We start from the raw sequence: 26106 nt of genomic DNA, 5'->3' as shown, positions 1-26106 counted from the left end.
TTTATTATCACCATCCGCGCAGACTTTTTGTCTGCGTGTTTTTTTGTTTCTTCAAATGAAAATAACCTATAAAATAGAAATAAATAGAAATCGATCGGAGGTTTCGAATGAATTCTCAGTATTTATACTATTTTTTAATGTTAAGACGTGCCTTTCAAGCGTATGAAAACCATGTACCTATTCGAACTACAATGAATGATTTAGTTCAAATTCTTTTTTGCACACAAAGGAACGTCAAACTCGTTCTAAATAAGTTAAAGGATGAAAAACTAATTGAATTTCATTCGGGAAAGGGAAGAGGAAACGGCTCTACCATAATTTTTTTAGAAAATCTCGAGCAAAGTTTACAACAACAAACTCTTGCGCTTTTAAATAAAAATGAGATTATGAAAGCTTTGGAGTTAGTAAAAGAATTTGGGGAAGGCACAAAGGTAGAATCCTTTATTATGGAATGGGTTTCTACTTATTTTGGCTATAAGAAAGTGAATTCAAAAGATAACGAGGAATTGGAAATCCTAAGATTCCCTATCTACCGACCACTTACTACCATCGATCCGGTTCAAGTTTTTTTCGATTTGGATGCTCATATCGTGATGCAGGTTTATAACACATTAGTAGAATATGACTATAAAAATAGATCCTTTCGTAAAAGTCTTTCACATAATTGGGAATGCAGTGAGGATAAAAAAAGCTGGTTATTTTATTTGCGAAAGGGAGTTCGGTTCCATAACGGAAGGGAATTAACAGCTGAAGATGTAAAACATTCCATTATGAGATTATGGCATTCTCCACATAAATGGCTTATTAGTGATATAAAAGAGATAAAAATACTATCAAAATACTCGATTCTTTTTCAACTACAAGAGCCTAATTCTTTGTTTCTATATTTTGTTTCGTTCGCACCGATGTCTATCATTGATATTTTTGATCCTTCTGAAGGATTTGCTAAACTACCAATAGGGACTGGACCATTTAAAGTAGAATCAGTTGATTCTGATCATTGCGTATTAACTGCCTTTGAATTCTACTTTGGAGGACGGCCACATTTGGACAAAGTAGAGATTATTAGATTGCCAGAAGATTTAAGAGAAGATATGGAAGAAAAAAAGAGACTTATTTTTGATACTGGAGAAAGTCCATCAACACCTATGACGGACTGGGATGAAAAACAGAGTATCTTTTCTGGAACGAACATTTTAACTATGAATGTAGCAAAAAGTGGTCCAATACAAAATCTAAAGTTAAGGAGATACATACTCTCCCATATTGAGCGAGAAAAACTAACTCAATTAGGAAAACCAAGGTTGGGTGTTGCCAATGGCTTTATGATAACAGAAGAAATGAACGCACATTCTCCTATCTTCGAAAAAGAAACAAAGGTTACTTTTAAAGAGAATTTAACTTCAACAGGATATAGCGGAGAAAAATTGACACTTCTTACTTACAATCGGCACGCACATGATGCCTATTTTATACAACAACAATTAATAGAAAAGGGCTTAAACGTGATAGTTATGATTGTGGAGTGGGATAAAATTCAAAATCATCAGATGTTAGATGAGGCAGATATGGTTTTATTTGAAGGAACGCCAAATGGTAACTTCATTTCCCTATTTGAGTTATTCCTATTTGAAAGAGGGTTTATTTATCCTTTTTTAACGATTCAAATGAAAGAAACAATGAATGAAAGAATAACAAAAATTAAAAAAGAAATCCATCCTTCTAAAAGAATAAAGAAGTATCGGGAACTCGAAAAGTTCCTTGTTGAGGAAGGCGTCTTAGGTTTCTTAGTTCATAAACAAGTGGAAGTTTCCTATGATACCACTTTAGAAGGAGTTTCCTTTAACTCAAGAATGTGGATTGACTTTAAGGACCTGTGGTACAAGAAAACTAAAATTGACAAGTTCAATGCAGATGAATAAAGAAGCCTAATGGCTTCTTTTTAGTTGGAAAACATGAAAAAAAAGAAAAAGTTTTACGATTTTTAGCTGGTCAATGCCAATGTACAATGAAAATAGAATAAGAAAGCAAAGGAGCAAATCTAATGGCAGTTGATCAGTCTTATCAAAAGGTTACTATTTGGCAATACAAGGAATTCACTTTCCTACTTGCTGCTAGTTTGTTATTAAATATTGGAAATAAAATCTATGAACTTCTTTTACCGTTAATTATGTATGATTTATCAGAAGGTTCTTCAATCGTTATGACATCAATGAGGACGGCTGAACTATTACCGAATTTATTCTTTGGAATAGTTGTCGGGATCATTGTGGACCGAGTGAATAAAAAGAAATGGGCTATGTGGATGATTCTCATTCAAGCGGTCGTCCTACTTATCATGTATGGTATGTTTGGGGCGCACTTATACAAACCAATTCTCTTTTATTTGTTTGGATTTATCTTAATGACACTAAATTATGGATTTTTTAATACCCAAGTGAGTCTTATTAAATTAAGTGTGCCTCTTCCGCTGCTAACAAGCGCAAATGCAAAACTTTCATTTATTGAAACTTTTGTTGGGATTATGGGTCCAGTCTTCTTAGGGTTTGTCCTTTTATTTGCCAACAAGACCCAAGGTTTATTTTTAACAGTGATTTTATACGTATTGGCCTATTTCTTAATTATGAATCTTTCGGTAAATGAACCTGTGAAAAAAGGGAGTAAAAACTCGTTCTGGTACGATTTTAAAGAGGGTTGGGATGTTTTTACGAAAAATAAAGCACTCAAAACCATGACATTGTTCATTTTATTCATCAACTGCACTATGATTGTTGTCAGTAATACTGTATTAATTTTTGGAACAGCAGATTTACATCTATCAAATTCTGTTCTTTCGATTATTTTAGCTACAGCTGGAGTAGGGGGATTAATCGCTAGTTTAACTATCAATCGTTTAAGAATTCGGTTTAAATTGGGAGTATTATTTGGGGCTGCTATTGTTGGAAATTCCATCGCATATGCAGGCTTTTATTTAACAAACCATCTTTATCTATTGGCCCTTTGTTTACTATTAAACGGATATTCCACTACTATTTATATTATTTGTGCTTATACGTTTAGACATGAGCAAACACCTTCTGAATTTATGGGGAGAATTGGAGGACTAACAGGTTCTTTGTTCAGAATTGGCATGCCGATTAGTATGCTTTTCTCAGGGTGGATGATTAACTGGTGGGGGACTTCTTCCATATTTATTAGTTCAGCGGTAGTAAATGTAATTATCTTTCTCTTTTACCGACGAACTTTACTTTGGAAGCTGCAGTAAAAAGGAACAACGATAAAAGGCTGATCCATTAGCAATGGATTCAGCCTCCTGTTCCACTTAAGTTTAGATATGAAAAATTTGTTCCATTTCTTCTTGTTTTAAAAGATTCCCAATAAAGAAGGAACCAAATATACCGTAAACGGCACTTACTTCGTCAAATCTTGTTTCATAAATTAATTTTTTAAATTGAAGTGCATCATTACTAAATAATGTGACACCCCATTCATAGTCATCAAATCCTACAGAGCCCGTAACTATTCGTTTTACCTGATCGGTATATGGTCTACCCGTATCAATGTGTTCAAACATCAATCTTTTTCGTTCTTCCATCGGCAGCATAAACCAATTAGTCTTTTCACCACGTAATTTACTCATTGGATAAAAACAAACATATTCAGTTTTTGGTATGACAGGGTATAGCTTAGCTCTTATTGCAGGATCTTCGTAAGGATTTGTTGCTGCTTGAGAGTAACTACTTTTTTCTATTACAGATAGATAAGAGTAGGCTGGTTTTGTGAAATTAGCAAATGAAGTTTTACTGAATTCTGTTTCTACTATATTGAGTTCTTTCATAGTAGGGCGCAAGATCATAAACATAATATCTGCTTTTTGACCTACAATCGTATACACCGAATGACTTCCTCTTTGTTCTGATTCTATTTTATCCCACTTATTAATTAATTCTTTGATTTCATATATCGCGTGCTCACGTTCTTCCTCAGAGGCTGATTTCCATTTCTCCCAGTCAAACATCCTAAAGTCATGTAAGCAATACCATCCTTCAATCGTTTTCATTGCTTGATTCATTATAATCACTCCAAGTATTAATTAATAACATCTTCATAGTGTAAATGATAAATATTTTCATTTGAGAATGTCGTGATTTATATCACTTACATGGACTGATTTCACAAAAAGATCTAGTTACTTGGATTTTTGCGGCAGTATAGGTACAATCTAAGAATGGAGATTTTTATTAAAGGCTATGTTAAACTTGTCTGTTGATTTCCGCTCCAGGCGCGAGCGGTTCGTGGGCGTTTCGGTGAGCCTCCTCGGCGCTTGCGCCTGCGGGGTCTCACCTGAACCACACTCCCACAGGAGTCTTCGTGCCTTCCGAACCAATCAACAGGGTATAAAAATTAACAATGTTCTTTAACACAGCCTTATAATTAAATTATTATTATGATTGGGGAAAGTACAATGATTGCAAAAACCGAAGAGGATTTTAATGGCTTAAAGGAAATTGGAAAAATAGTTGCTTCTATTAGAGATGCATTGGTACAGGCGGCGAAACCCGGCATTACAACATTAGAACTTGATGAATTAGCAGGGGAGTTATTCGAAAAGGCAGGAGCCATTTCTGCACCAAAAGGGGAATATGATTTTCCTGGTTATACATGTATCAGTGTAAATGAAGAAGTGGCACATGGAATTCCTGGGAAGCGTGTCATTCAGGAAGGAGACCTCGTTAACATCGATGTGTCAGGTTCAAAGAACGGATATTTTGCTGATACTGGTATTTCGGTTGTTGTTGGTGAGGGTGAAGAGATTTTAACAAAAATTTGTGATGTGGCAAAAGAAGCTTTCGAAGCCGGCTTAAAGAAAGCTAAACCAGGTTCGAAGAAAAGTGGAATCGGTAAAGCGGTAATTCAAGCTGCTAAACAAAATGGATTAACCGTTATTAAAAATTTAACAGGTCACGGCGTTGGTCGGTCTATCCATGAGGCACCGGACCATGTATATAATTATTTTGAGCCTTGGGATGATGAACTGTTAAAAGAAGGTATGGTGATCGCCTTTGAACCATTTATCTCTACTGAAGAAGAGGAAGTCTTTCAATTGGATGACGGATGGACTTATGTAACTAAAAAGAGCTTTGTTGCGCAAATTGAACATACACTCATTCTTACAAAAAATGGACCTATTATTACTACCCTCTAAAGGAAGGTATGCCTAATCATATTTAGAATGGATATAGATCTTTTCCAAATTAGGGAGAAGATTTATATCTTTTTTGCTTTACCATTCAATACCGTAACGTTGACTGTACGGTTTATCGTGGTATAATTATTTGTTAAAGGGAGTTTTCCTTTAACAACTTGTTCCTTAGAAATTTAATAAGTAAATAGATTCCTTATATAAACAGGAGGTGTAATCCTTACTTTATTTTAGTAAGGAGACCATTGATTATTGGTAATTTAATAATAATAGCAATTTTAATTGCTTTTACAGCATTTTTCGTATCTTATGAGTTTGCTATTGTTAAAATCCGCGGGTCGCGAATTGATCAGTTAGTTGCTGAAGGGAACAAAAACGCCATCTTTGCGAAGACGATTGTAACAAATCTAGATGAATATCTATCAGCCTGTCAATTAGGGATTACCGTGACAGCGTTGGGGTTAGGTTGGTTGGGTGAACCTACAGTGGAACATATTCTTCATCCTTTGTTTATCCATTTTCAACTACCAGAGTCAATTTCAAGCGTCCTATCATTTATCCTTGCGTTTGCTTCTGTAACATTTATTCATGTTGTGGTTGGTGAACTAGCACCAAAGACTTTCGCAATTCAAAAAGCTGAAACTGTTACACTGACCTTTGCAAGGCCTATGATTCTGTTTTATAAAATAATGTACCCTTTTATCAAAGCGCTGAATGGTTCAGCACGTTTAGTAACGGGAATGTTTGGGTTAAAGCCTGCTTCTGAACATGAAGTGGCACACTCTGAGGAAGAACTGCAGTTAATCATTTCAGAGAGTTATAAAAGTGGTGAAATTAATCAATCTGAATATAAATATGTGAATAACATTTTTGAATTTGATGATCGGCACGCAAACGAAATTATGGTGCCACGAACAGAAATTGTAGCATTTGATATTTCACAATCCTTGGATGAATGTTTGCAAATTGTTACCACAGAGAATTATACAAGATACCCCGTCATTGATGGAGAGAAAGATAACATCGTGGGTATGGTGAACATGAAAGAGGTTTTTACTGAATATATAAAAGGTAAAAATGTAGAAGCACCAATCGAGGAGTATGTTCGTCCAGTGATACAAGTGATTGAATCCATTCCTATCCATGACTTACTAGTTAAAATGCAAAAAGAACGAGTGCATATGGCAATCTTGATGGATGAATATGGCGGAACCGCTGGATTAGTGACGGTTGAGGATATATTAGAAGAAATTGTTGGGGAAATCCGGGATGAATTTGATGCGGATGAGGTACCTGATATTAATAAAATTAGTGAAACGAAAACCATTGTAGATGGAAAAGTTCTTATAGATGAGATTAATGACTTATTTGGTTTAGATCTGGAAAATACAGATATGGATACAATTGGTGGATGGATCTTGTCTGAAAGGATGGATGTAGTCGAAGGTGATACATTGAAATATAACGACTATGAATTTAAAGTTCTTGAAATCGACGGATATCATATTAAGTCATTACAAATCTTAAAAATAAACCAAGAATCCTACGCGTAAATAATAGGGGGCTGACTCAAAATATAAGAGTCAGCCTCCTTTTTAATTGTTTAGGAAAAAGGATCCAAGTGTGGATAACTGAACTAGTTGTTGAATCTAGCTCCAGCGCCTAGCCCCTCGGGTCAAATAACCTTCGGCAAGAAAAGTCAAAAGGCGGACTTTTCCCGCCGAAGAACATTTGCCTGTCGGGGCTGAACGAGGCGCTTCCGCCTTTTGTTCTTACCCCAATTTCCTGTAAGTCAATAATCATATTTACAAATTATTCTTGTAATAGTAAGATATGATTCGTAATAAATTTTGAAATTACCAGGTTTGATACATATTGGAAATCAGGAGACCATAGAGTATATATGCTCATTGTGATTTTTTATTAAAAAAGGGGTATTAAACTGTATCTGCATTGATTGGATGGGGGCGAAATGGTGAATTTATTTAAAAAAAGGGGTAACCTGATTAAGTTACATCCTGCACAAATACTGGCAATTGGGTTTGCTACCTTAATTGTAATTGGTACAATCTTGTTAATGCTTCCTTTTTCAACCTATGAAGAAGGGCGGGGACTTAACTTTATTAACGCTCTGTTTGAAGCAACTTCTGCAGTGTGCGTAACAGGTTTAGCTGTTGTGGATACTGGTACCACTTTTACCCTTTTCGGACAAATTGTCCTTCTCTGTCTCATTCAAATAGGCGGTTGGGGATTTATGACGACAGGTATATTAATGTTCATTATTCTAGGAAAGAAAATTGGCTTAAAAGAGAGGCTGCTATTACAGGATTCTCTAAATCTTTTTACACTTTCTGGGGTCGTACAGCTTGTCCGCAAAATAATCCGTATTACCTTAATCGTTGAAATTCTTGGGGCTACTGCTTTAGCAATCAGATGGTCATATGAAATGCCATGGGGAAAAGCCATTTACTACGCTATTTTTCATTCAGTTTCAGCTTTTAATAATGCTGGTTTTGGACTCGAACCTGATAATTTAAGTAAATGGGTGGGTGACCCTACCGTAAATCTAGCCGTCACTTTTTTATTTATCATTGGGGGAATAGGATTTACGGTTATTTTAGAGGTCTGGCAAAAAAAATCACTGAGAAAGCTGTCTCTCCACTCAAAAATAGCTCTACTTATGACCTTAATTCTAAATGTTGTTGGGTTTTTAATTATATTTGTCGCAGAATTTAATAATCCGCATACAATTGGAAACCTTAGCTTAAATGACAAATTATGGGGTTCTTATTTTCAGGGTGTGGTTACCAGAACAGCTGGTTTTAATACAATTCCTATTGGAGATATGACACTATCATCACTAGTATTTATGATGGCCTTGATGTTTATTGGAGCCTCTTCCGGTTCTACAGGTGGAGGAATAAAGGTCACCACATTCGCCATTATTATGTTGGCTTTTTGGTCTGTACTAACAAATAGAGAAGATGTAAATATTTTTAGAAGACGAATATCATGGAGATTGGTTAACAAGTCTTTGTCAATTGGTGTTACAGCTATAATTTTTATATTCATCATATTCTTCTTATTAACTTTCACCGAAAAAGCAGACATGGTTGACATTCTTTTTGAAACCATTTCTGCCTTTGGGACTGTCGGATTATCGACAGGTTTAACAGGGCATCTTTCACCACTGGGAAAATTACTTATTACATTCCTTATGTTTATTGGTAGAATTGGACCATTAACGATGGCATTCGCGCTAATGTCCAACCGTCCTGAATCTAAAGTGAGATACGCTGAAGAAAAAATTTTAATTGGGTAACTATTGATTCTTAATAACATGAAAAAACAGAACGAAGTTTTTTTCGTTCTGTTTTTTCATGTTATTTTTATAAAATTTATGAAACCCTATCGCTTTCAATATATGTTTCAAAGGCAGGATGAAATTCCTTTTGATAATGTTGATCCGGACATGACTTTATCACGATTGCTTTTAAGGTATTGGAACGGTGAGTTTCTAATACTTTATTACATTTAGGACAATGTTCAACAAAGAGATTTTTTAGAAAGCGCATAAGCGGACCTCCTGTTCATTTAATTCCTATAGTTATACTATGAATTATACATAATTAACGTGAATTTACAATAGATTAGTTCGCAAAAGATAAATAATTAGCGTGTTTGTCTTATTATTGCAAATGTCTAGGGGGTGGAAACGGATGTTCTTGGTTTTTTACTTCAGTAAAAATATTAGGTTGCTGATTTTGAGGATTGAGTTGATTACTAAGTTGTACGAAATTTAAATGGTTTGCTGAGATCATTTCTACTAACTCAGCAAAATCTTTTTTTGTCACTGGCTGTGCTTCTGGTATAAGGGTAAAACCTAATTGTCCATTTGGTTCTAAAGTTGCCCATTGAACATCACTAAATTTTGCAATATTTTTCTGGCGTAAATTCATCTCAAGTTGGTCAACGGTTAATCTCAACTTCTTTAAATTCTTTTCATTTATAATTCCATTTTCAATGAGTACTTTTGATTTGCCTGTAAAGAGTTTTTCAAAAATATCAATTTTATTTGTAAAAATTCTAATGTAATAAGGGTTGCTACTAAAACCGCACCGACCAAAAATGTGTTTCCTAGTTTTTCACCAGCGACGGGTTGAATAAGTAGAGAACCAATTGCAATCATAATTACTGTTTCGGCTATGGTCATTTGAGAAATTGTTTTTTTTCCAGCTATTCTTAATATTAATGTACCAAAAAGTACAATAAGGACAGCCTTCCAAACTAAACTCCAATCCACCAATAAAACTCCCTTCAACAAAAGACATGTAGTTTTAATAGTATGTAGCTTTTTATAAGGAAAAATTCGGGAAAGTTATGTGAAATGCTTTTATCCCGTAAAGGATTTTTAGTTAATTTTACCTTAAATAGAACTTTTTAATGAGGAGATACTTTATCTGTAAGAATTGAAGGGGGTAAATAGAAGATGTCGAAGAAAAATCTACAAGATAAACATTCTTGGCAAGAGGTATTAAAGACCGTAAAAACTCTTGATCCTCAAAAATTAGAAATTATTAAAGCAACCTTACCAATTGTTAAGGAACACGGTGAAGCTATAACTAAACAATTTTATAAACGGATGTTTAAACAGCATCCAGAGCTTTTAAATATTTTTAACCAAACACACCAAATGACTGGGCATCAGCCTAAAGCATTAGCAGACGCAGTTTATGGTGCAGCAGCAAATATCGATGACTTTAGCAAAATTATGCCCGTATTAGAGAGAATTGGTGAAAAATACCGAAGCCTGCAAATAAAGCCAGAACACTATCCGATTGTAGGAGAGAATTTACTAGGAGCCATAAAGGAAGTTCTCGGAGATGCTGCTACCAATGAAATCATTGATGCTTGGGCAGATGCCTATGAGGTAATATCCGACGTTTTTATTCGAATGGAAGATCGAATGTATAAAACTACTGAAACTATGCCGGGCGGATGGGCAGGTTTTCGTGATTTTGTTGTAGATAAAAAAGTACAGGAAAGTGATGTCATTACTTCCTTTTACTTAAAACCTAAGGATGGAAAACAAATTGCCGTTTTTATTCCGGGGCAATACATAACAGTAAAACTGGATCATGTTGGAGAGGAATTTACCCATTTACGTCAATACAGTTTATCAGATAGCCCAGGTTTAGACTATTATAGGATAAGTGTGAAAAGGGAAGATTCAAAAGATCAAACGATCCCAGCAGGAATCGTTTCCACCTATTTGCATACCCATGTAAAGGAAGGAGACATTATTCCGATTACTGCACCTGCTGGTGACTTTTATTTGGATACGGAATCTACCCTACCATTGGTGTTAATTAGCGGTGGGGTTGGTCTAACACCAATGATGTGTATGTTAAATACGACGGTCAAAGAAAATCCAAATCGGGAAACTTACTATATACATGCATCCATTAATAGTAAAATGCATGCATTTAAAAAACACGTAATTGATCTGGCCGCAGAGCATAAAAATGTAAAATCTTTTGTTATTTATGAGAAGCCCACAGAACAAGATAGGGAAATGAACAATTTTGATAAAGAAGGGTATATAAGCCTTGAACTACTTCAACAATATATAACGACAAAGGAAGCGGACTTTTACTTTTGCGGACCTGAACCATTTATGAAAGTAGTAAATAAATCATTAAAACAGTGGGGAATCCCAGAAGAACGAATTCATTACGAATTCTTCGGATCATTTGGAAGCTTAGAATAGCTAGAAGAGTTGCTAATCATTAATGAAAAAAACACGCTGAAAATAGCTCAGCGTGTTTTTTTATTATCTTTTTTATCGGTGTAATCCCAATATTTCAGGGTATCCGTTTTCCCTGTAGGCTCACTTTTAACCACATTGCCATCTTTGTCTTTATAAACCTCATATTCCTCATACGTTTCAAGGATATACCCATCTACTTTTTCCCGTTTTTCCAGTTTTTCTTCTAAAACGGGAATGTCTTCCGATACTTCTACGTCAACTGGCTGAGCCATAACAGGCTGATCGGCAGTGTAAGCATAATCCTTATTCAAAAAGGAATATGGCGAATCGAGATAGGCGGCAAAACCTAAAATGGCGATAAGGAAACATACATTAATAAAGGTTTTACGTTTCATTCTTCCAGGCTCCTTTATACATCAATCCTCATAACCCATTTTATGCATGTCCTAGCAACATATTCCTCCAATAAGATATTACATGTTGGTTGTTTTGACTGTAGACATTTGCGGTCTAAATAGAACAAATAAGATAAATGCTGCCATGGATATCACTGTACCTGAAATATATGGGAGACCTATAGAAAGTGAGAACAGCCAGCCACCAATCGGCGGTCCCATTATCCGTCCAAGAGAATCGAAGGAAGATAGAAGTCCAGTTGAACTCCCATGGCCAGCAGTTGACATTTTTGTAATTAGTGAAGATACACTCGGACGGATGACCCCATTTCCTAACCCGAAAATGGTTAAAAAGATAGCAGCTGTTGAAAAGTTATGTACTAGTAAAATTAAGCCAAAACCAATGGCTGAAACAATAATTCCACCTTGAATGACCGTGCTTTCTCCGTATTTCTTAGTCAATTTGCCAACTAATCCCCCTTGCACCAAGGCACTGCCAAATCCCATAATCATAAAAATATAACCTAGTTGAGTGCTCTCTAGACCAGCCCTTTTTGCCGCGAAATAGGCAAAGGTTGCCTCTAATCCGGAAAGAGATAATGAAATTAGTAATTGAACAAAGAAAAGAACCGAGACACTCGAGTTAAAAGCTTTCCAAATGGAGTCTCTTTTAACGGTACTCTTTTTATTAGTAGATTCTTTTAGTAAAAGGAAAACCAGCACCAAAGTGATTAGAGATGATCCACTAGCTAAGTAAAAAGGCATACTCAAGCTGACTTTTGAAAAAATCCCTCCAATTGCAGGACCGAAAACAAAGCCTAGGCCAGTGGCAGCTCCGACAATCCCCATACCTTTCCCACGATTTTCTTCTGTAGTAATGTCTGCAACGTACGCCATTGCGGTTGGCATATTTGCAGAGGAGAGAATACCGCCTAAAATCCTTGCTGCAAACAACATCCATAGTTCAGTGGAAACCGCTTGGATAAAGAAAGATAAGGCAAGCCCGGTTATGCCAATCATCATTACAGGTTTTCGTCCAATTCGATCTGAAACCTGTCCCCATATCGGTGCAAAAATGAGTTGCATGAGTGAATAAACCGCCATCAACTATCCAAGCTCAGTTGGGTTCGCTCCGATTTCTTCAGCGTAGAAAGGTAAGACTGGGATAATAATACCAAACCCAACCATAACCAAAAACATTACTACAAATAAAATAGGTAAAGCTCCTTTAGTTTGCAAAGATATTTCACTCCTTAGATGATTTCAACTGTTGTTGTCATATGGTAAATTTCACTATTAATAGAATAATGGAAAGTACAGTGACAATACAACCTTAACACATTAATTCTAGCTTCAATTATGTGGGTATGATACGTTTATAAAAATGGCATGTAATATCTTACAATATTGTAAGGAACAGGAGCCATTGTGTAAGGATACATTATGGAAAGGCAGCTGTATATTTTTTATAGTAAATATAAGGAATTTACAGAAATGGGTGATAAGTTATGGAAATTATGTTGGAGGCAAAAGGAGTAAATAAAGTCTTTGGTACAAGAAGAAGCTCCTATTCTGCGCTTAAAAATATTGACTTAAAGATGTTAAAAGGTGAATTTGTTGGGGTAATGGGTCCTTCTGGAGCGGGAAAATCAACGTTACTTAATGTGTTATCGTCAATTGAAAAACCTTCTTCAGGGGTTGTTAGTATTGGTGGAAAAAACTTACAAAACTTATCTGACCATGATTTAACAGAATATAGAAGAGGAAAAATGGGGTTCATTTTTCAAGAATATTTCCTTCTAGATACATTAACTATCAAAGAAAATATTCTATTACCATTAGCTTTTAGTCATATATCAGTGGATGAAATGAATAAAAAAGTGATTGAACTTGCTAATCGCTTTGGAATCCAAGATATTCTTGAAAAATATCAATATGAAGTATCTGGCGGCCAGCAGCAGCGCACTGCTGTTTGCCGGGCTATCGTCTGTGATCCAAGTATTATTTTTGCTGATGAGCCAACCGGTGCTCTCGATTCTAAATCCTCATATCAGCTGCTTGAGACTCTTGTTGAACTTAATAAAGAATATCAATCGACAATCTTAATGGTTACTCATGATGCTTATGCTGCAAGTTTTTGTTCACGAATTATATTCATAAAAGATGGATCCCTTTATACTGAAATCCGTAAAGGAGATCATTCACGTAAACATATGTATAAACAAATACTTGATATCCTTTCGACATTAGGAGGGATGCAACATGACATTGTATAGCCTTGCTAGTAAGAATATAAAAAAAAATATTCGCCAATATTTGATTTACCTAAATTCTATGATTATAAGTATTTCTATTTATTTTACATTTGTTTCTTTAGAATACAATAATCAATTACTTGGTTCCACTGTTACTCTTGGTAAGATGGAGTCTGCTTTTCATGTTGCATCAATTGTATTAATGATTTTTTCCGCTATTTTTATTTGGTATAGCAACTCTTTTTTTACTAGAAAACGTAAAAGGGAAATAGGGCTGTATTCACTGTTTGGAATGAGTAAAAGAAAAGTAGCGCAGCTTCTGTTTTTTGAGAATTTGATAATAGGTGCCTTGGCACTGATTCTTGGAATTAGTATGGGTCTTCTTTTTTCAAAAATGTTTATGATGATTATTTTTAAATTAATGAACTTTTCCCTGGAAGTGACCTTCACTATTTCACAAAGTGCCTTGATTCAAACGATTGTCATTTTTCTCATCATTATTTTAATTACTTCCATCCATAGTTATCGTGTAATCTATCGGTTTTCATTGGCTGAACTCTTTAAAGCGGAAAGAATAGGAGAGAGACGAAGTACGCCTTCTATTGTTACTAGTTTTTTAGCAATAGCGTGTATCATTTCAGGATATATTCTAGTAATGAATCCTGGAGAGTTGAATGTAATAGCTCAAACTGGTATTCGAATCATTACAGCTGTATTTTTACTGATAATAGGAACCTACATTTTTATGCATTCTCTATTAGCATATTTATTATTTTTATTGAAAAAAATGAACTCTGTTTATTACAAGGGAAGGAATTTGCTTAGTGTAAGTCAGCTAATGTATCGAATAAAGGGGAATGTCCTCGTCTTAACGGTCATTTCACTATTAAGCAGTATTACCATTGTTGCTTGTGTGTTGACCTATAGTTTTTATTATCATATTGATTCCATATCCCAAAAGGATAATCCCTATAGTTATATTTTTAATTTGATGGACACCAAGGTAAATAATCAATTGCAATCAATTATTGAAGAGGACTCCTCAACAAAGATCACCTATAGTGAGAAAATAGAGTACTTACCAATTCAAACGGATGTATCTGCGTTAGAAAGAGTACCTGATTTTTATCATACGATCCTGATTTCTGAGGATTCGTATCATAATCTGATGAAAAAAAGGAAGGTGAAAGAGGAGGTTCACCTAGAAATGAATGAGGCGATTGCCTTTTACGATGGCACCTTAAATCAAAATAATGACCCATATAGTGGGAAGAGTCTTTCATTACCAAACAATCATACGATTAAAATTATTGACTATAAAGGATATTCCTTACTTAACCAAGGGGGAAATCTTTTTCCGCTTGTTGTTAGCAACTCACTTTTCAACGAGTTAAAAATGGGGATGACCTCGGAAAAACTTTATATCTATAAAATAGAAAATGAAAAAGAGATTAAGGCATTAAATAAAAAACTTGATAGACTAACAGAACCCTATAAATATGTGGATGACACACCGAGACCCATTTACTCCAGTTTCTATGAGAATTACCATTATGGGCTTGAGACTTACGGTTTGCTTATATTTATTTGTGGGTTCCTTGGACTGGTCTTTCTATTAGCCACAGGCAGTATTATTTATTTTAAACAACTAATGGAAGCCACCACGGATAAGGGTCGGTATAAAATTTTAGAAAAGATAGGTATTCCTGACAAAGAAGTGAAAGGATCCATCGCGAGACAAGTAGGCTTTACCTTTTTTCTTCCACTGATTCTTGCAATCAGCCATAGTATTGTCTTTCTAGCTTTCTTTTCTGATTATTTACCTATTAAAATGCAAGTGCCTTATATTACCTGTCTCGGAGTCTATTTATGCATATACCTGGTCTATTATTGGTTAACAAGCGCATCCTATTTTAAAATAATTAAAGGATAAAAAACAGGCTCCTAATGATAACGGATTTACTTCAGAGGTGCAAACATAGTAAAACACATAGGAAAACGCACTTGAATTCACAATATAATTTACAGTGCGTTTTTTATTGATTTATCACCATTTCGACGAATTTCTTTCGTCCGCTTCGCCCTAATTCACATAGTAAATCACAGGTATGAAATAATTATTGGAGGGTGTGCGAATTCTTTGTGATTTAGTGAGTGAATTGTGTTGCAATCACGAAGGTTATTGGATATTTATTTTAAAATCATATTATAGATACTGGAAAGTTTGTGAAAAGATTTTCTTACGCAAACGAGCAAGGTAATCCAAGAAGGATTAACCGCCTTTTTTGTTGAATACTTTCTTGAACATATGGGAATTAGAGTTCAAAAAGATTAATAAATATAGTATGACAAAAGATTTGGGGAGAAGAAAAATGAAAAAAGGAAGAATATTAACTTGGGTTGGCTTACTCTTAATGATGGTAGGCATATATTTCCAAACCTTTTTAGCAACTCATTGGTTTATTATTGGCACATTAATTGCGTTATTCGGAATTTCCTTAAACGCGATTAGCATATACTTGCCTAGGTCTAGTGGAGGTGAAGGAATAAAACTTAAAATACCAAATGTCTTAGGCTGGTTAATTATAATATTTTGGATTATAAGTTGGTCCTTTTTTAAAGAAGAACTATCTTTTATTTCGACTGGTATAGGAGGAGTTATTTGTATAATTATTGGTTACCCGTTAACTTATTATAAGGGTAAAAAGGAATAGATAAACATTAGATATGAAAATAACGACTACAAGCTACCAAAACTGGATATTAAAAAAAGGCTTAGAGTTGGAAATAACTCTGAGCCTTTTTGATTGTGAAATATTATGTGATTTGTGTTGTGAAAGTTATGCTATTACTGCGTGAGTATGTCGGTGATTTGACGTTTTGCACCTCACAAGTAAACCCGTTATCTTAATGAGCTTGTTTTTTTATCCTTTATATAAATTATATCGTTGTGGAAAATAAAGAATCGCTTGGGTTCCTGCGCCGACTGTCGATGTGATGGAAAGGTCATGTCCTAGTTTTTCTGCTGTTTTTTTAGCGAGATATAATCCCATGCCGGTAGAGCGTTGATTAGTTCGTCCGTTTTTACCTGTAAATCCTTTTTCAAATACACGTGGAAGATCCTCAGGTGGGATACCAATCCCTTGATCAATAATTGTCAATGTTCTTTTCTCCGAATTAATAGTGAAGGAGATTTCACTGTATTCATCCGAGTATTTTAAAGAATTAAGGAGGATCTGTCTGATAATAAAATTCAATCCTTTTAGATCACTTATAACCGTTAACTGACTTGTCTCAATTGAAAGTTTTATTTTTTTCGAAATAAATGACTTTGACTCCGCTTTAATTATATTTTTGATACATTTCTCCATATGGATCTCTTCAATAATATAGTCCTTGTTGAAATCATTAAGTCTTGAAAAGTAAAGAGCCTGCTCCACAAACGCTTCTATTTTGTCGATTTCATCCTGAAGACTAGGGGAATCAACTTCAGTTTCCAGTAATAAACGACTGACAGCAATGGGTGTTTTTATCTCATGAAACCATTGTGTCATAAATTCCAACTGCTCCTTTTTCTCTTCATCACGCAGATGGTTGCTCATTACATACTGCTCACTTAATCGTTTCATGGTTTCTATATAAATTTCTTGTTCATGTGTGACTGGCAAAGGGATTGAATCTAAAAAATATCCATTGAATGGGAGCTGCTTCCACTTTACCAGCTGATAATTTTTATAAAGATAAGAGCCAATGAAAAATACGCTAAAAACAATGATAGATAGGAGGACTAAATAAACTAGACTTCCAGTAGAGATATGTAGTTTTGGGTCAACGCTTATTAAGATGACCATAAAAAGTAATACAATCAAAAAAGTGAATAAAAACCATTTTTGGTCAGAAAGAAAATGTGAAAATTTCATTTGATCACATATCCTTGTCTTTTTTTCGTTTCAATAAAGTCATCAAGCCCGAATTCTTCCAGTTTCCTGCGTAGTCGGGCGATATTAACCGTTAATGTATTATCATCAATAAAATTTTCGCTTTCCCAAAGTGCAGTCATTATTTCATCTCTCGATACAATACATTCCTTTTTTTTCAGTAATAAATACAAAATTTGAAATTCATTTTTGGTTAAATCTAGTTCTTTCTCATGATACGAGATACTGCCCTTATCCACATGGAGGATGAGGCCTCTATGCTCCATGTAATCTTTTTCTTTCTCTTTATAGGTATAGACCCTTCTAAAAATAGCATTTATTTTAGCCATTAGTACATCGAGTGAAAAGGGCTTTTGAATAAAATCATCTCCGCCCATGTTCATTGCCATTACAATATCCATATTTTGAGAACGGGAAGAGATGAAGATGATAGGGACATTGGATAACTGACGAAATTTACCACACCAATAATAGCCATCATAAATTGGAAGATTAATATCTAGGAGTACAAGGTCGGGCTTATTATTCATAAATTCTTTGTCAAGATGTTCAAAGTCATTCGCCTCAATAGGATCAAATTTCCATTTGAGCAGTGTATGAGCAATAATTGAGCTTATTTTAGGATCGTCCTCTATGATCATAACTTTGTACATATCTATTCCCACCATTTTCAATTATTTTCTGTTGAATCTATTATACTAATAATTGAATGCATGTGGAAAAATTATCAATTTAACAGGACGTAAGTAACGATTTTATATTCATAAAATTATAAAAACTTGCTATGATAACAGTGCATATATATATTCATATTGAATATGGGGATGTAGTGTTTGTTTCGCAAATAAAACTTGGATTTACGCAAATAAACCCTGATGTTTCGCAAATAAAACCAGGAGAATCGCAAATAAAGCTTGAGTTTTCGCAAATAAACAATGAATTTACGTAAATTTTGATCTAAAATTTCGCGAATACCAAAAAAGGATGTCAATTCAGACATCCTTTTTTACTATTTCACTGCTTTTCTTGTACTTTCTGAGGCAAAATCTGCAATAATGACAAGAATCATATAACAAAGGAGAAGCAGAGTAATTTGAGTATATTGGAAAAAGCTCATTGCTAACTTAAATTCCATACCAAGGCCGCCGGCGCCAACAAATCCGACCACAATGGTTGTTCTCATAATCACTTCCCAGCGATAGAGAATATAGGTAAGAAATCGAGGTACCGCCATTGGCAAGATTCCATAAAAGAAAATCTGAATCTTGGATGCCCCCGAGGATGCTAGGTTTCTTATTGGTCGAGGATCCATATCCTCAATAACCTCCGCCCAAAGCTTCCCAAGTATTCCAAAATTGTGGAGAGCAAGAGCAATGGCACCCGGTAAAAGCCCTGGTTTGAAGATGAAAATGATCATCATCGCCCAAACAAGTTCAGGTACGGAGCGAGAAAAGATATAGGAGACGCGGACAAGACCATATAGAATCCAGTTATACCATCGCTTTGACGAAGTAAGACTTCCATTCGCGACATTTCTTGCAGCCGGAATCACAGTTATGAAAGCGGCAAGGGTTGAAAATCCTATTGCCATAATACTCATTTCTAGTGTTTCAAGCGTTAGTTTTAATGCAGAAGACCAGCTGTCTGCATTGAGGAAGGCTGGATTCTGTTGATGGAGCCCTATTAACCCACCGAAAAATTTCTTTGCATATTCTAAATTCTTATCAGATAATAGCTCAAATAGTTGTGCATTTTCCCCAAGTGTTATATAGAACCATGAGACAAAGATTAACAAAAGAGTGAAGAAAGTGGACATCCAACCAGGGCTAAAGCCCTTTCTTCTTTTCCGGTCAGTTAACCCTTTTCGGACAAAATTACTCCAAATATCAACGAATAGAACAAGTCCGATGAGAAAAAACACATACGTCCATACTTGATCGTATTTCAAGTCAGCGAGGGATAACTGAATTTGATACCCCAAGCCACCGAGCCCAACAAAACTCATAATAGCTGAAGAGCGAATGGAGCACTCAAAGCGGTACATGGTGTAACTAATCATATCTGCCCAAACTAAGGGGAGGTAGCCATATATTAGTATTTGCAGTCGCGATGCCCCGGTAGATTTTAAGGCTTTAATTGGATTCTGAGCTACATCATTTAACATATCGGCAAATATACGGCCTAGAATCCCTCCGTAAGGAATGGCAAGGGCAAAGATAGCGGCGTAGGGGGAAAGACCCATTGCTGCCACAAAAAGCCAAGCCCAGATCAGTTCATGGATGGACCTTGTAAAACCTAAAATCCCTCTAAAAAATACTTTTGAAACCATTCTGGAAACACGGTTTGACGTTAAAGTACCTGATGCCAGAACCCCAACAATAAATGCATAAATAATTGCCAGTGACATTCCAGCCACAGCGTAAGCAAGGGTAATCCAAGATGATTTTAATCCTTTGAGCAGCACTTGCGCAGTCAAATCGGGATGAATAATGCCTTCAAAAATTTGCAACATGGTGGGAATCCCACCAGCATGAAATAAATCCGCATTCCATTTAATAGAGAAGAGACTCCAAGCGAAAATGGCCACTAACAGTAAAGTGAGGATGAAGCGGTTATGCGCGCGAAAGATGGATCTTTGTTTCGTCATCTTACCCTTGCTCCTTTAACTGATAGAGGTCTTTAAGCAATTCATCAGTTACTTGATCTGTTGGTAAATCAAAAAATATTTCTCCGTTCTTTAGAGAAATAATCCTCGTAAAATACTTACGCGCATATTCAACAGAATGCAAGCTTGCGATTAAGGTTTGCTTTTCCTCTGTGACAATACTAGTCAACATAGAAAGCACATCATCTGCCCGCGCAGGGTCAAGAGAGGCAACAGGCTCGTCAGCAAGAATTACCTCTGGCTTTTGTACCATTAAGCGTGCCATCGCTACTCGTTGCTGTTCGCCACCAGATAAGGAAGAGGTAATCTCATATACTTTTTCAGCTAATCCCACTCGTTTAAGTGCATTGACGGCTAGTTCTTTTTCTTGTGGAACAAGTAATGACAAAAGGGACTTGAAAAGACCCCAGTCAGCTAATTTCCCGGCTAGGACGTTATGAATAACAGCAAGTGATCCGATTAAGTCGAATTGCTGGCGAATAACTCCTATTTTTTTTGCAAAGACTTTGCCTTTTTTATAGGAAGTTAGAAGTTTAGTATCAATTATGAGATCCCCGCTATTCAAAGGAACCAACCCGGCAATTGCATTCAAAAGGGTGGTTTTTCCAGCCCCACTTGGTCCAATTAACGCAACTAACTCTCCCTCCTTTATAGAAAAAGAAAGGGAAGATAGGGCTATCTTCCGCTCAAAGTGTTTCGATATGTTTTTTGCTTCTATTTTTATATTTGAAGACATCTCAACTACACCTACTACTTAATAATCTGTAATTCTTTTGCGACCTTTTCAATCTTTTTGTAGTTATCATTTTTTGTTTCGACGAAGCTGTCAGTTTGGAATAAGTCAGCAATTTCTTTTTGCTCACCAGTAATAGAAAGAAGGGCATCCTTTACTTTCTTTTTCGTACCCTTACCAAATACTTCTTCAACATTGCTGTTAATGGTCCAGTTATAGTCATAATAAGCTGGTGTTGTATAGAATACTTTTACTTTATTTGTATCTACTTTTCCTTCTTTAACTGCTGCTTCCCAAACTGCTTCGTTTAGAGCACCGGCTTTAAAGGCACCTGATTCAATTAACTTGTACGTTGTATCATGTGAACCTGAGAAGTTAGGTTTGCCATCAAAGTCTTTATTAGCATCGATACCAGCTTCAGATAAGTAGTAACGTGGCATTAAATGGCCAGATGTAGAACTTTCACTACCAAAAGTAAAAGATTTCCCTTTAAGATCTTCAAGCTTCGTAATATTTTCTGATGCTTGGGTAATAAAAACAGAATGGAATTCTGCATCACGAGGTCTTTGGACAATGGATTCAGCATCTGGAACAAGGTTTCTAGCTTGTACGCTGGTTAATCCGCCAAACCATGCCATATGAATTTCACCACGTTGAAAGCCAGTAACAAGTGCTGCATAATCAACGGATGGGACAAATTCAACCTTCATCCCCGTTTTTTCGCTTAGGTAATTTGCAACAGCTGTCATCCCTTTTTCTAGGTCAGCAGCGTTTTGGTCGGGAATCGCACCTATTTTAAAAACTTCTTTAGTTGTGGTTTCTTTTTTTGTATCATTTGCTTTTTCTTCTTTCTGTCCACAGGCAGCTAGAGAAAATAATAGTAATACAGTAATCATAACAGACAACCATTTTTTCATAAACAAAATCCCTCGGTTCTTATGTTTTATATAGTAGATATGTCCTTGCTTTTAAAATTATAGAGAAATGTTATTTTAAAATAAATTCATTAAATCGATTTATTCCATCTAAATAAATCTGTTTAATCGATAGGTAAATGTCGGTAAAAAGCTTAAAAAGCCTTTGATGATAGGAAAAACTCCTGCAATGGCGCAGGGGTTTTAAAATATCATTAAACGGATAAATGTGACCATTCTTCAACACTCCAAATTTTGTTTTCTCGTGTATGAAAGGACGAACGAAATAGGAGTTTCTATTTTTATTATTATTAATGAAGAAGTTTAGACAAGCTCCCTTACTTGTACATATACTAGTAAAAAATAAAGGGGGACAAAGGGTGGCGCTCAATCAAGACGGGATTAATATCGGTACGATTTCAGGCGGTATTGTCAACTTTGGGGGGGCTGTATATATTGCTCCAATTTCGGTAACAAAATCCATAACTGGTTCTGGTGAAGGAAATCAGGGGACAGATGTCTCTACGAAAACAGTGTCGAATTCTTCAAATCAAAATAGTGTAATGAGTTTAATTGATTTAATCAGGCGGAGCATAGAATAGCTCCGCCTATATTTTTTATGTGTAAATTATGATGCTCTTAAACTGGAAGAAGCTTGCTGTTGCTTGGATGGTTTAACTACGTTAAAAATAATATTTAAAAAGATAGCAGTAAAGCTTCCAGCGACAATACCATTGTTGGTTAAGATTTTTATGCTTTCTGGAAGGTGGGTAAATAAATCAGGTACCGCAGTTACCCCAAGACCCATACCAACTGAGCAAGCGATAATAAGCAGATTTTCTTGTGAAGCAAATTCCACTTTGCTTAGCATTTTGATTCCATAGGCAATTACCATTCCAAACATGGCTACCATTGCCCCTCCTAGAACGGGTGTTGGGATCACCGTTGTAAACGCACCTATTTTTGGTACAAAACCAAGGACCACAAGGATTCCACCCATCGTATAGATAACATTTTTCCCTTTTACACCAGATAACTGAACGAGTCCAACGTTTTGGGAATAAGTGGTATACGGGAAGGCATTAAACAAAGCACCAAGTATGCTTGCAATTCCTTCTGCACGATAACCCCTTGATAAATCCTTCTCGGTAAGCTTTTTTCCTGTTATATCACTTAATGCTAAATAGACACCTGTTGACTCTACTAGACTAACAATGGCTACTAATGTCATTGTAATAATCGGTGTTATTTCAAATGATGGAGTTCCAAAATAAAAGGGTTTGACCATATGAAACCATGAAGCGTCGGTTACAGCTATAAAATTCACCTTACCCAATAAAGATGCTGCAATTGTTCCAGCAACTAATCCAAGGAGGATTGAAATAGAGCGGATAAAGCCTTTTGTAAATCTATAAAGTAAAATGATAAATAACAATGTACCGAAAGCAAGACTGATATTTGAGATACTGCCAAAATCAGGGCTCCCTTGGCCCCCAGCCATGTTGTTCATTGCAACTGGAATTAAGGTAATTCCTATGATGGTAACGACTGAACCAGTAACAACAGGAGGGAAGAACTTAATTAATTTACCGAAAAATTGTGAAATAAGAACAACGATTAGACCTGAAATAAGAATAGAGCCGTAAATAGAAGAAATACCGTATTGGCCGCCAATTGAAATGATGGGTCCAACAGCCGTAAAAGTACACCCTAGAACAATTGGTAACCCCACACCAAAAAAACGATTCTGCCAAACTTGTAAAATAGTGGCTATCCCACACATTAATATGTCGATGGAAACTAAATAGGTTAATTGTTCTCCGGAAAATTTTAGTGCTCCTCCAATAATAAGAGGTACAATCACTGCACCAGCATACATGGCTAACACATGTTGAATTCCTAAAGATGCTATTTTTAAAGGATGTTGTTTCATTTGATATATTCCTCCACTTTTTCATTAATAAATGTAACCTCTCCATTTTTAAGTGAGGCAATTTGGGCTAAAGATTCAACCCTTAAACCAAGATCCAGTAGCTTACGGGAACCGTTTTGGAAGGATTTTTCAATCACAATGCCAATACCAGTAACCTCTGCACCAGTTTGTTGAACGATGTTCACTAAGCCAAGGGCGGCCTCTCCGTTAGCAAGAAAATCATCAATAATGAGCACTTTATCATTTGCGTCCACAAATTTTTTTGAGACAGATATTTCATTTTTTTCATTTTTTGTAAACGAAAAAACACTCGCAGTGAGCAAATCATCGGTAAGGGTTAAAGATTTCTTTTTCCTGGCAAATACGACAGGGACCATCATATGTAATCCAGCCATGACAGCAGGTGCAATTCCAGACGATTCAATGGTTACGATTTTTGTAATCCCGTTTCCATTAAACCTAGCAGCAAACTCTTTGCCAATCTCGTTCATTAAAGAAGGGTCTAATTGATGATTCAAAAACGAATCTACCTTTAGAACATGTTCATTTAGGACCATTCCGTCCTTTTTAATTTTTTCCTCTAATAGTTTCATATTTACCTCCAATAAAAAAATAGGCTCTGTTAAACTGGCCTGTTGATTTCCGCTCCAGGCACGAGCGGTTCGTGGGTGTTTCGGCGATCCTCCTCGGCGCAAGCGCCTGCGGGTCTCCCCTGAACCATACTCCCACAGGAGTCTTCGTGCCTTCCGCTCCAATCAACAGGGTGTAAAAATGAACACTGTTCTTTAACATAGCCAAAAAATAAAAAGCCCAAAAGTCATGTTCACTACAAAAATGGAGTGAGCAATGACCTTTGGGCTTTTATGCCGAAAGGATATAGAAATATTCGTTTGAATAAACGAACTTCTATTACTCACTCATAGTCAGATTGTTAACGGCAATCTGGTAGAAACTTGCGGGCCATATCCCCGCTATTATATGAGTGATACTTTATTAATTTACTAACATTATAGCATGAGCAAAGCAGAAATCAATCATATTTTTCTGAAATACGAATGTTATGTTTGTTATTAGTTGAAATATTCGCCTTTAATCAAGTTTCATATTTATTCCCTCTAAAGATTGAATAACCATTCATTTTCAGGTACTATATAGAAGAGTGTTTTATTCAGAAAATTCTAAATTAGGAGTGAGTGCGATGAATAAAAGTATTCCTGAAAACTGGTGGACTCAGCTAAGGCTTCCTGTTATTTCTGCTCCAATGTTTTTAGTATCTGGGCCAGCCCTTGTTAAAAATTGTTGTTTGAATGGAGTGATTGGTTCCTTTCCTGCTCCCAATGCAAGACCTATCGAGGTACTTGATCAATGGATGGGACAATTAAATGAAGAGCTAGAGGAAGCTCGTGTACAGAACCCTGATCGTAAAATTGCTCCGTGGGCCATGAATATGGTGGTACATAGCACGTATGGCCGCCTTCAGGAAGAGTTGGAGCTGATTAAAAAGCATAAGCCACAATTAGTGATTACGTCTTTAGGCAGTCCCAAACATGTAGTCGACATTGTACACGAATACGGTGGTCTTGTATTCTCAGATGTAAGCGATTTAAAATTTGCTAGAAAAGCAGCAGAAACAGGAGTCGATGGTTTAATTTTAGTAGCAAGCGGGGCAGGTGGCCATGCTGGTCAAATTAATAGCTTTGCTTTTGTTGACATGGTAAGAAGTTTTTGGGATGGAATAATCATCCTTGCTGGTTCCATTTCAACAGGTAAAGGGATTTTAGCAGCTCAGGCAGCTGGTGCGGATCTTGCTTATATGGGGACACGCTTCATTGTTGCCACAGAAAGCATGGCAAATGATGAATATAGAGAGATGCTAGTTGAGTCCACACAGGAAGATATTGTTTTAACAGATGCTTTTTCAGGTGTGATGTGTAATATGTTAAAGCCTAGTATTGTAAAAGCGGGATTAAACCCTGAACAGCTTGTAAAAAAAGACCAAGTTAATTTTGATAGTATGCAGAGAGAGACGAAATCAAAAGCATGGCGTGATATTTGGTCTGCTGGTCATGGAGTGGGGGCAATTGATAAAATTGAATCAACCGCTGAAATTATTAATCGATTAGAGCTTGAGTATAAAGAGGCTCTCGAAAAAGTGAATCGGAGTGTTAGTCAATTAAACGGAATTCATGTGAATTAATAGGTTCTTAGTGGAATAAATGTAGTATATAGAAGAGAAGGCTCATTGTGGGTCTTCTCTTCTATACAAATACTAACCGGTTAGAATGTAAAAATTTAAAACA

General features: G+C 35.9%; 21 protein-coding genes, 2 pseudogenes and 1 riboswitch. Of the genes and pseudogenes, 11 read left to right on the top strand and 12 right to left on the bottom strand.

All coding sequences use genetic code 11. From position 1 onward, the window contains the following. Positions 1-107 precede the first annotated feature (107 nt). Both RCG25_RS13125 and RCG25_RS13120 read left to right on the top strand, forming a co-directional pair. Positions 108-1922 (top strand): ABC transporter substrate-binding protein, encoded by a 1815-nt coding sequence (locus tag RCG25_RS13125; protein ID WP_308079262.1) that lies wholly within the window; start codon positions 108-110, stop codon positions 1920-1922. 122 nt (positions 1923-2044) lie between these two features. Further along, the gene (locus RCG25_RS13120) at positions 2045-3265 is read left to right on the top strand and encodes an MFS transporter (protein WP_308079261.1); all 1221 of its coding nucleotides are present in this window, start codon (positions 2045-2047) and stop codon (positions 3263-3265) included. Between the two features lie 63 nt (positions 3266-3328). Here the strand turns inward: RCG25_RS13120 and hemQ are convergent, their stop codons facing one another. Next, the gene (gene hemQ, locus RCG25_RS13115) at positions 3329-4072 is read right to left on the bottom strand and encodes a hydrogen peroxide-dependent heme synthase (RefSeq protein ID WP_308079260.1); all 744 of its coding nucleotides are present in this window, start codon (positions 4070-4072) and stop codon (positions 3329-3331) included. 393 nt (positions 4073-4465) lie between these two features. Here hemQ and map point away from each other — a divergent pair, with 393 nt between their 5' ends. The 3 genes from map to RCG25_RS13100 all read left to right on the top strand — a co-directional run bounded on the left by map (position 4466) and on the right by RCG25_RS13100 (position 8525). Then, entirely contained in the window at positions 4466-5206 is a 741-nt protein-coding gene (gene map, locus RCG25_RS13110; RefSeq protein ID WP_308079259.1) for a type I methionyl aminopeptidase, read from the top strand. A gap of 242 nt (positions 5207-5448) precedes the next feature. Further along, a complete protein-coding gene (locus RCG25_RS13105) occupies positions 5449-6756 on the top strand; it encodes a hemolysin family protein (protein WP_308079258.1) in 1308 nt (435 codons plus the stop codon). 419 nt (positions 6757-7175) lie between these two features. After that, positions 7176-8525 (top strand): TrkH family potassium uptake protein, encoded by a 1350-nt coding sequence (locus tag RCG25_RS13100; RefSeq protein WP_308079257.1) that lies wholly within the window; start codon positions 7176-7178, stop codon positions 8523-8525. A 76-nt stretch (positions 8526-8601) separates the two neighbouring features. On the opposite strand, the gene RCG25_RS13095 is transcribed toward RCG25_RS13100, so the two are convergent. Both RCG25_RS13095 and RCG25_RS26090 read right to left on the bottom strand, forming a co-directional pair. Continuing rightward, complete coding sequence (locus tag RCG25_RS13095) at positions 8602-8778, bottom strand: hypothetical protein (protein ID WP_308079256.1); 177 nt, start codon at positions 8776-8778, stop codon at positions 8602-8604. Positions 8779-8892: 114 nt separating this feature from the next. After that, a pseudogene (locus RCG25_RS26090) lies at positions 8893-9506 on the bottom strand (DUF421 domain-containing protein). Positions 9507-9692: 186 nt separating this feature from the next. Here RCG25_RS26090 and hmpA point away from each other — a divergent pair. Continuing rightward, positions 9693-10973, top strand: a complete 1281-nt coding sequence (gene hmpA / locus RCG25_RS13080; protein ID WP_308084063.1) for an NO-inducible flavohemoprotein — start codon at positions 9693-9695, stop codon at positions 10971-10973. Between the two features lie 47 nt (positions 10974-11020). Here the strand turns inward: hmpA and RCG25_RS13075 are convergent, their stop codons facing one another. Both RCG25_RS13075 and RCG25_RS13070 read right to left on the bottom strand, forming a co-directional pair. Next, positions 11021-11368: a hypothetical protein gene (locus RCG25_RS13075; RefSeq protein ID WP_308084062.1), complete on the bottom strand. Its 348-nt coding sequence runs from the start codon at positions 11366-11368 to the stop codon at positions 11021-11023. 78 nt (positions 11369-11446) lie between these two features. Then, positions 11447-12607, bottom strand: a pseudogene (locus tag RCG25_RS13070) (MFS transporter). A gap of 269 nt (positions 12608-12876) precedes the next feature. Between RCG25_RS13070 and RCG25_RS13065 the strand changes: the two are divergent. The 3 genes from RCG25_RS13065 to RCG25_RS13055 all read left to right on the top strand — a co-directional run bounded on the left by RCG25_RS13065 (position 12877) and on the right by RCG25_RS13055 (position 16337). Then, a complete protein-coding gene (locus RCG25_RS13065) occupies positions 12877-13644 on the top strand; it encodes an ABC transporter ATP-binding protein (protein WP_308084061.1) in 768 nt (255 codons plus the stop codon). Further along, positions 13631-15556 (top strand): ABC transporter permease, encoded by a 1926-nt coding sequence (locus tag RCG25_RS13060; protein WP_308084060.1) that lies wholly within the window; start codon positions 13631-13633, stop codon positions 15554-15556. The genes RCG25_RS13065 and RCG25_RS13060 overlap by 14 nt, the downstream gene beginning before the upstream one ends. Positions 15557-15995: 439 nt before the next feature. Continuing rightward, positions 15996-16337 carry a hypothetical protein gene (locus RCG25_RS13055; protein ID WP_308084059.1) on the top strand — a complete coding sequence of 114 codons (342 nt, stop codon included), beginning with the start codon at positions 15996-15998 and terminating at the stop codon, positions 16335-16337. Positions 16338-16547: 210 nt separating this feature from the next. Here RCG25_RS13055 and RCG25_RS13050 read toward each other — a convergent pair whose 3' ends face one another. From RCG25_RS13050 to RCG25_RS13030, 5 genes are all read right to left on the bottom strand, one after another. Continuing rightward, on the bottom strand, positions 16548-17543 hold the full coding sequence (locus RCG25_RS13050; protein ID WP_308084058.1) for a sensor histidine kinase: 996 nt from the start codon (positions 17541-17543) through the stop codon (positions 16548-16550). Then, complete coding sequence (locus tag RCG25_RS13045; protein WP_308084057.1) at positions 17540-18214, bottom strand: response regulator transcription factor; 675 nt, start codon at positions 18212-18214, stop codon at positions 17540-17542. Before RCG25_RS13045 ends, RCG25_RS13050 begins: the two co-directional genes overlap by 4 nt. A gap of 356 nt (positions 18215-18570) precedes the next feature. Next, positions 18571-20208, bottom strand: coding sequence for a PhnE/PtxC family ABC transporter permease (locus RCG25_RS13040; RefSeq protein ID WP_308084056.1), 1638 nt, complete (start codon positions 20206-20208; stop codon positions 18571-18573). Between the two features lies 1 nt (position 20209). After that, a complete protein-coding gene (locus tag RCG25_RS13035) occupies positions 20210-20962 on the bottom strand; it encodes a phosphonate ABC transporter ATP-binding protein (protein WP_308084055.1) in 753 nt (250 codons plus the stop codon). Positions 20963-20976: 14 nt separating this feature from the next. Then, positions 20977-21876 carry a putative selenate ABC transporter substrate-binding protein gene (locus RCG25_RS13030; protein WP_308084054.1) on the bottom strand — a complete coding sequence of 300 codons (900 nt, stop codon included), beginning with the start codon at positions 21874-21876 and terminating at the stop codon, positions 20977-20979. Between the two features lie 377 nt (positions 21877-22253). On the opposite strand from RCG25_RS13030, the gene RCG25_RS13025 reads away from it, so the two are divergent. Next, the gene (locus tag RCG25_RS13025; protein ID WP_308084053.1) at positions 22254-22475 is read left to right on the top strand and encodes a spore germination protein; all 222 of its coding nucleotides are present in this window, start codon (positions 22254-22256) and stop codon (positions 22473-22475) included. 26 nt (positions 22476-22501) lie between these two features. On the opposite strand, the gene RCG25_RS13020 is transcribed toward RCG25_RS13025, so the two are convergent. Both RCG25_RS13020 and RCG25_RS13015 read right to left on the bottom strand, forming a co-directional pair. Continuing rightward, the gene (locus RCG25_RS13020) at positions 22502-23806 is read right to left on the bottom strand and encodes a nucleobase:cation symporter-2 family protein (RefSeq protein ID WP_308084052.1); all 1305 of its coding nucleotides are present in this window, start codon (positions 23804-23806) and stop codon (positions 22502-22504) included. Next, positions 23803-24399, bottom strand: coding sequence for a xanthine phosphoribosyltransferase (locus tag RCG25_RS13015; protein WP_308084051.1), 597 nt, complete (start codon positions 24397-24399; stop codon positions 23803-23805). Before RCG25_RS13015 ends, RCG25_RS13020 begins: the two co-directional genes overlap by 4 nt. Before the next feature lie 307 nt (positions 24400-24706). Continuing rightward, positions 24707-24808, bottom strand: a riboswitch (purine riboswitch). 196 nt (positions 24809-25004) lie between these two features. On the opposite strand from RCG25_RS13015, the gene RCG25_RS13010 reads away from it, so the two are divergent. Further along, on the top strand, positions 25005-26003 hold the full coding sequence (locus tag RCG25_RS13010; RefSeq protein WP_308084050.1) for an NAD(P)H-dependent flavin oxidoreductase: 999 nt from the start codon (positions 25005-25007) through the stop codon (positions 26001-26003). Positions 26004-26106 lie beyond the last annotated feature (103 nt).

Source organism: Neobacillus sp. PS2-9, from assembly GCF_030915525.1.
Lineage (GTDB): Bacteria > Bacillota > Bacilli > Bacillales > Cytobacillaceae > Neobacillus.
This window is presented reverse-complemented; position numbering and strand designations above follow the sequence as displayed.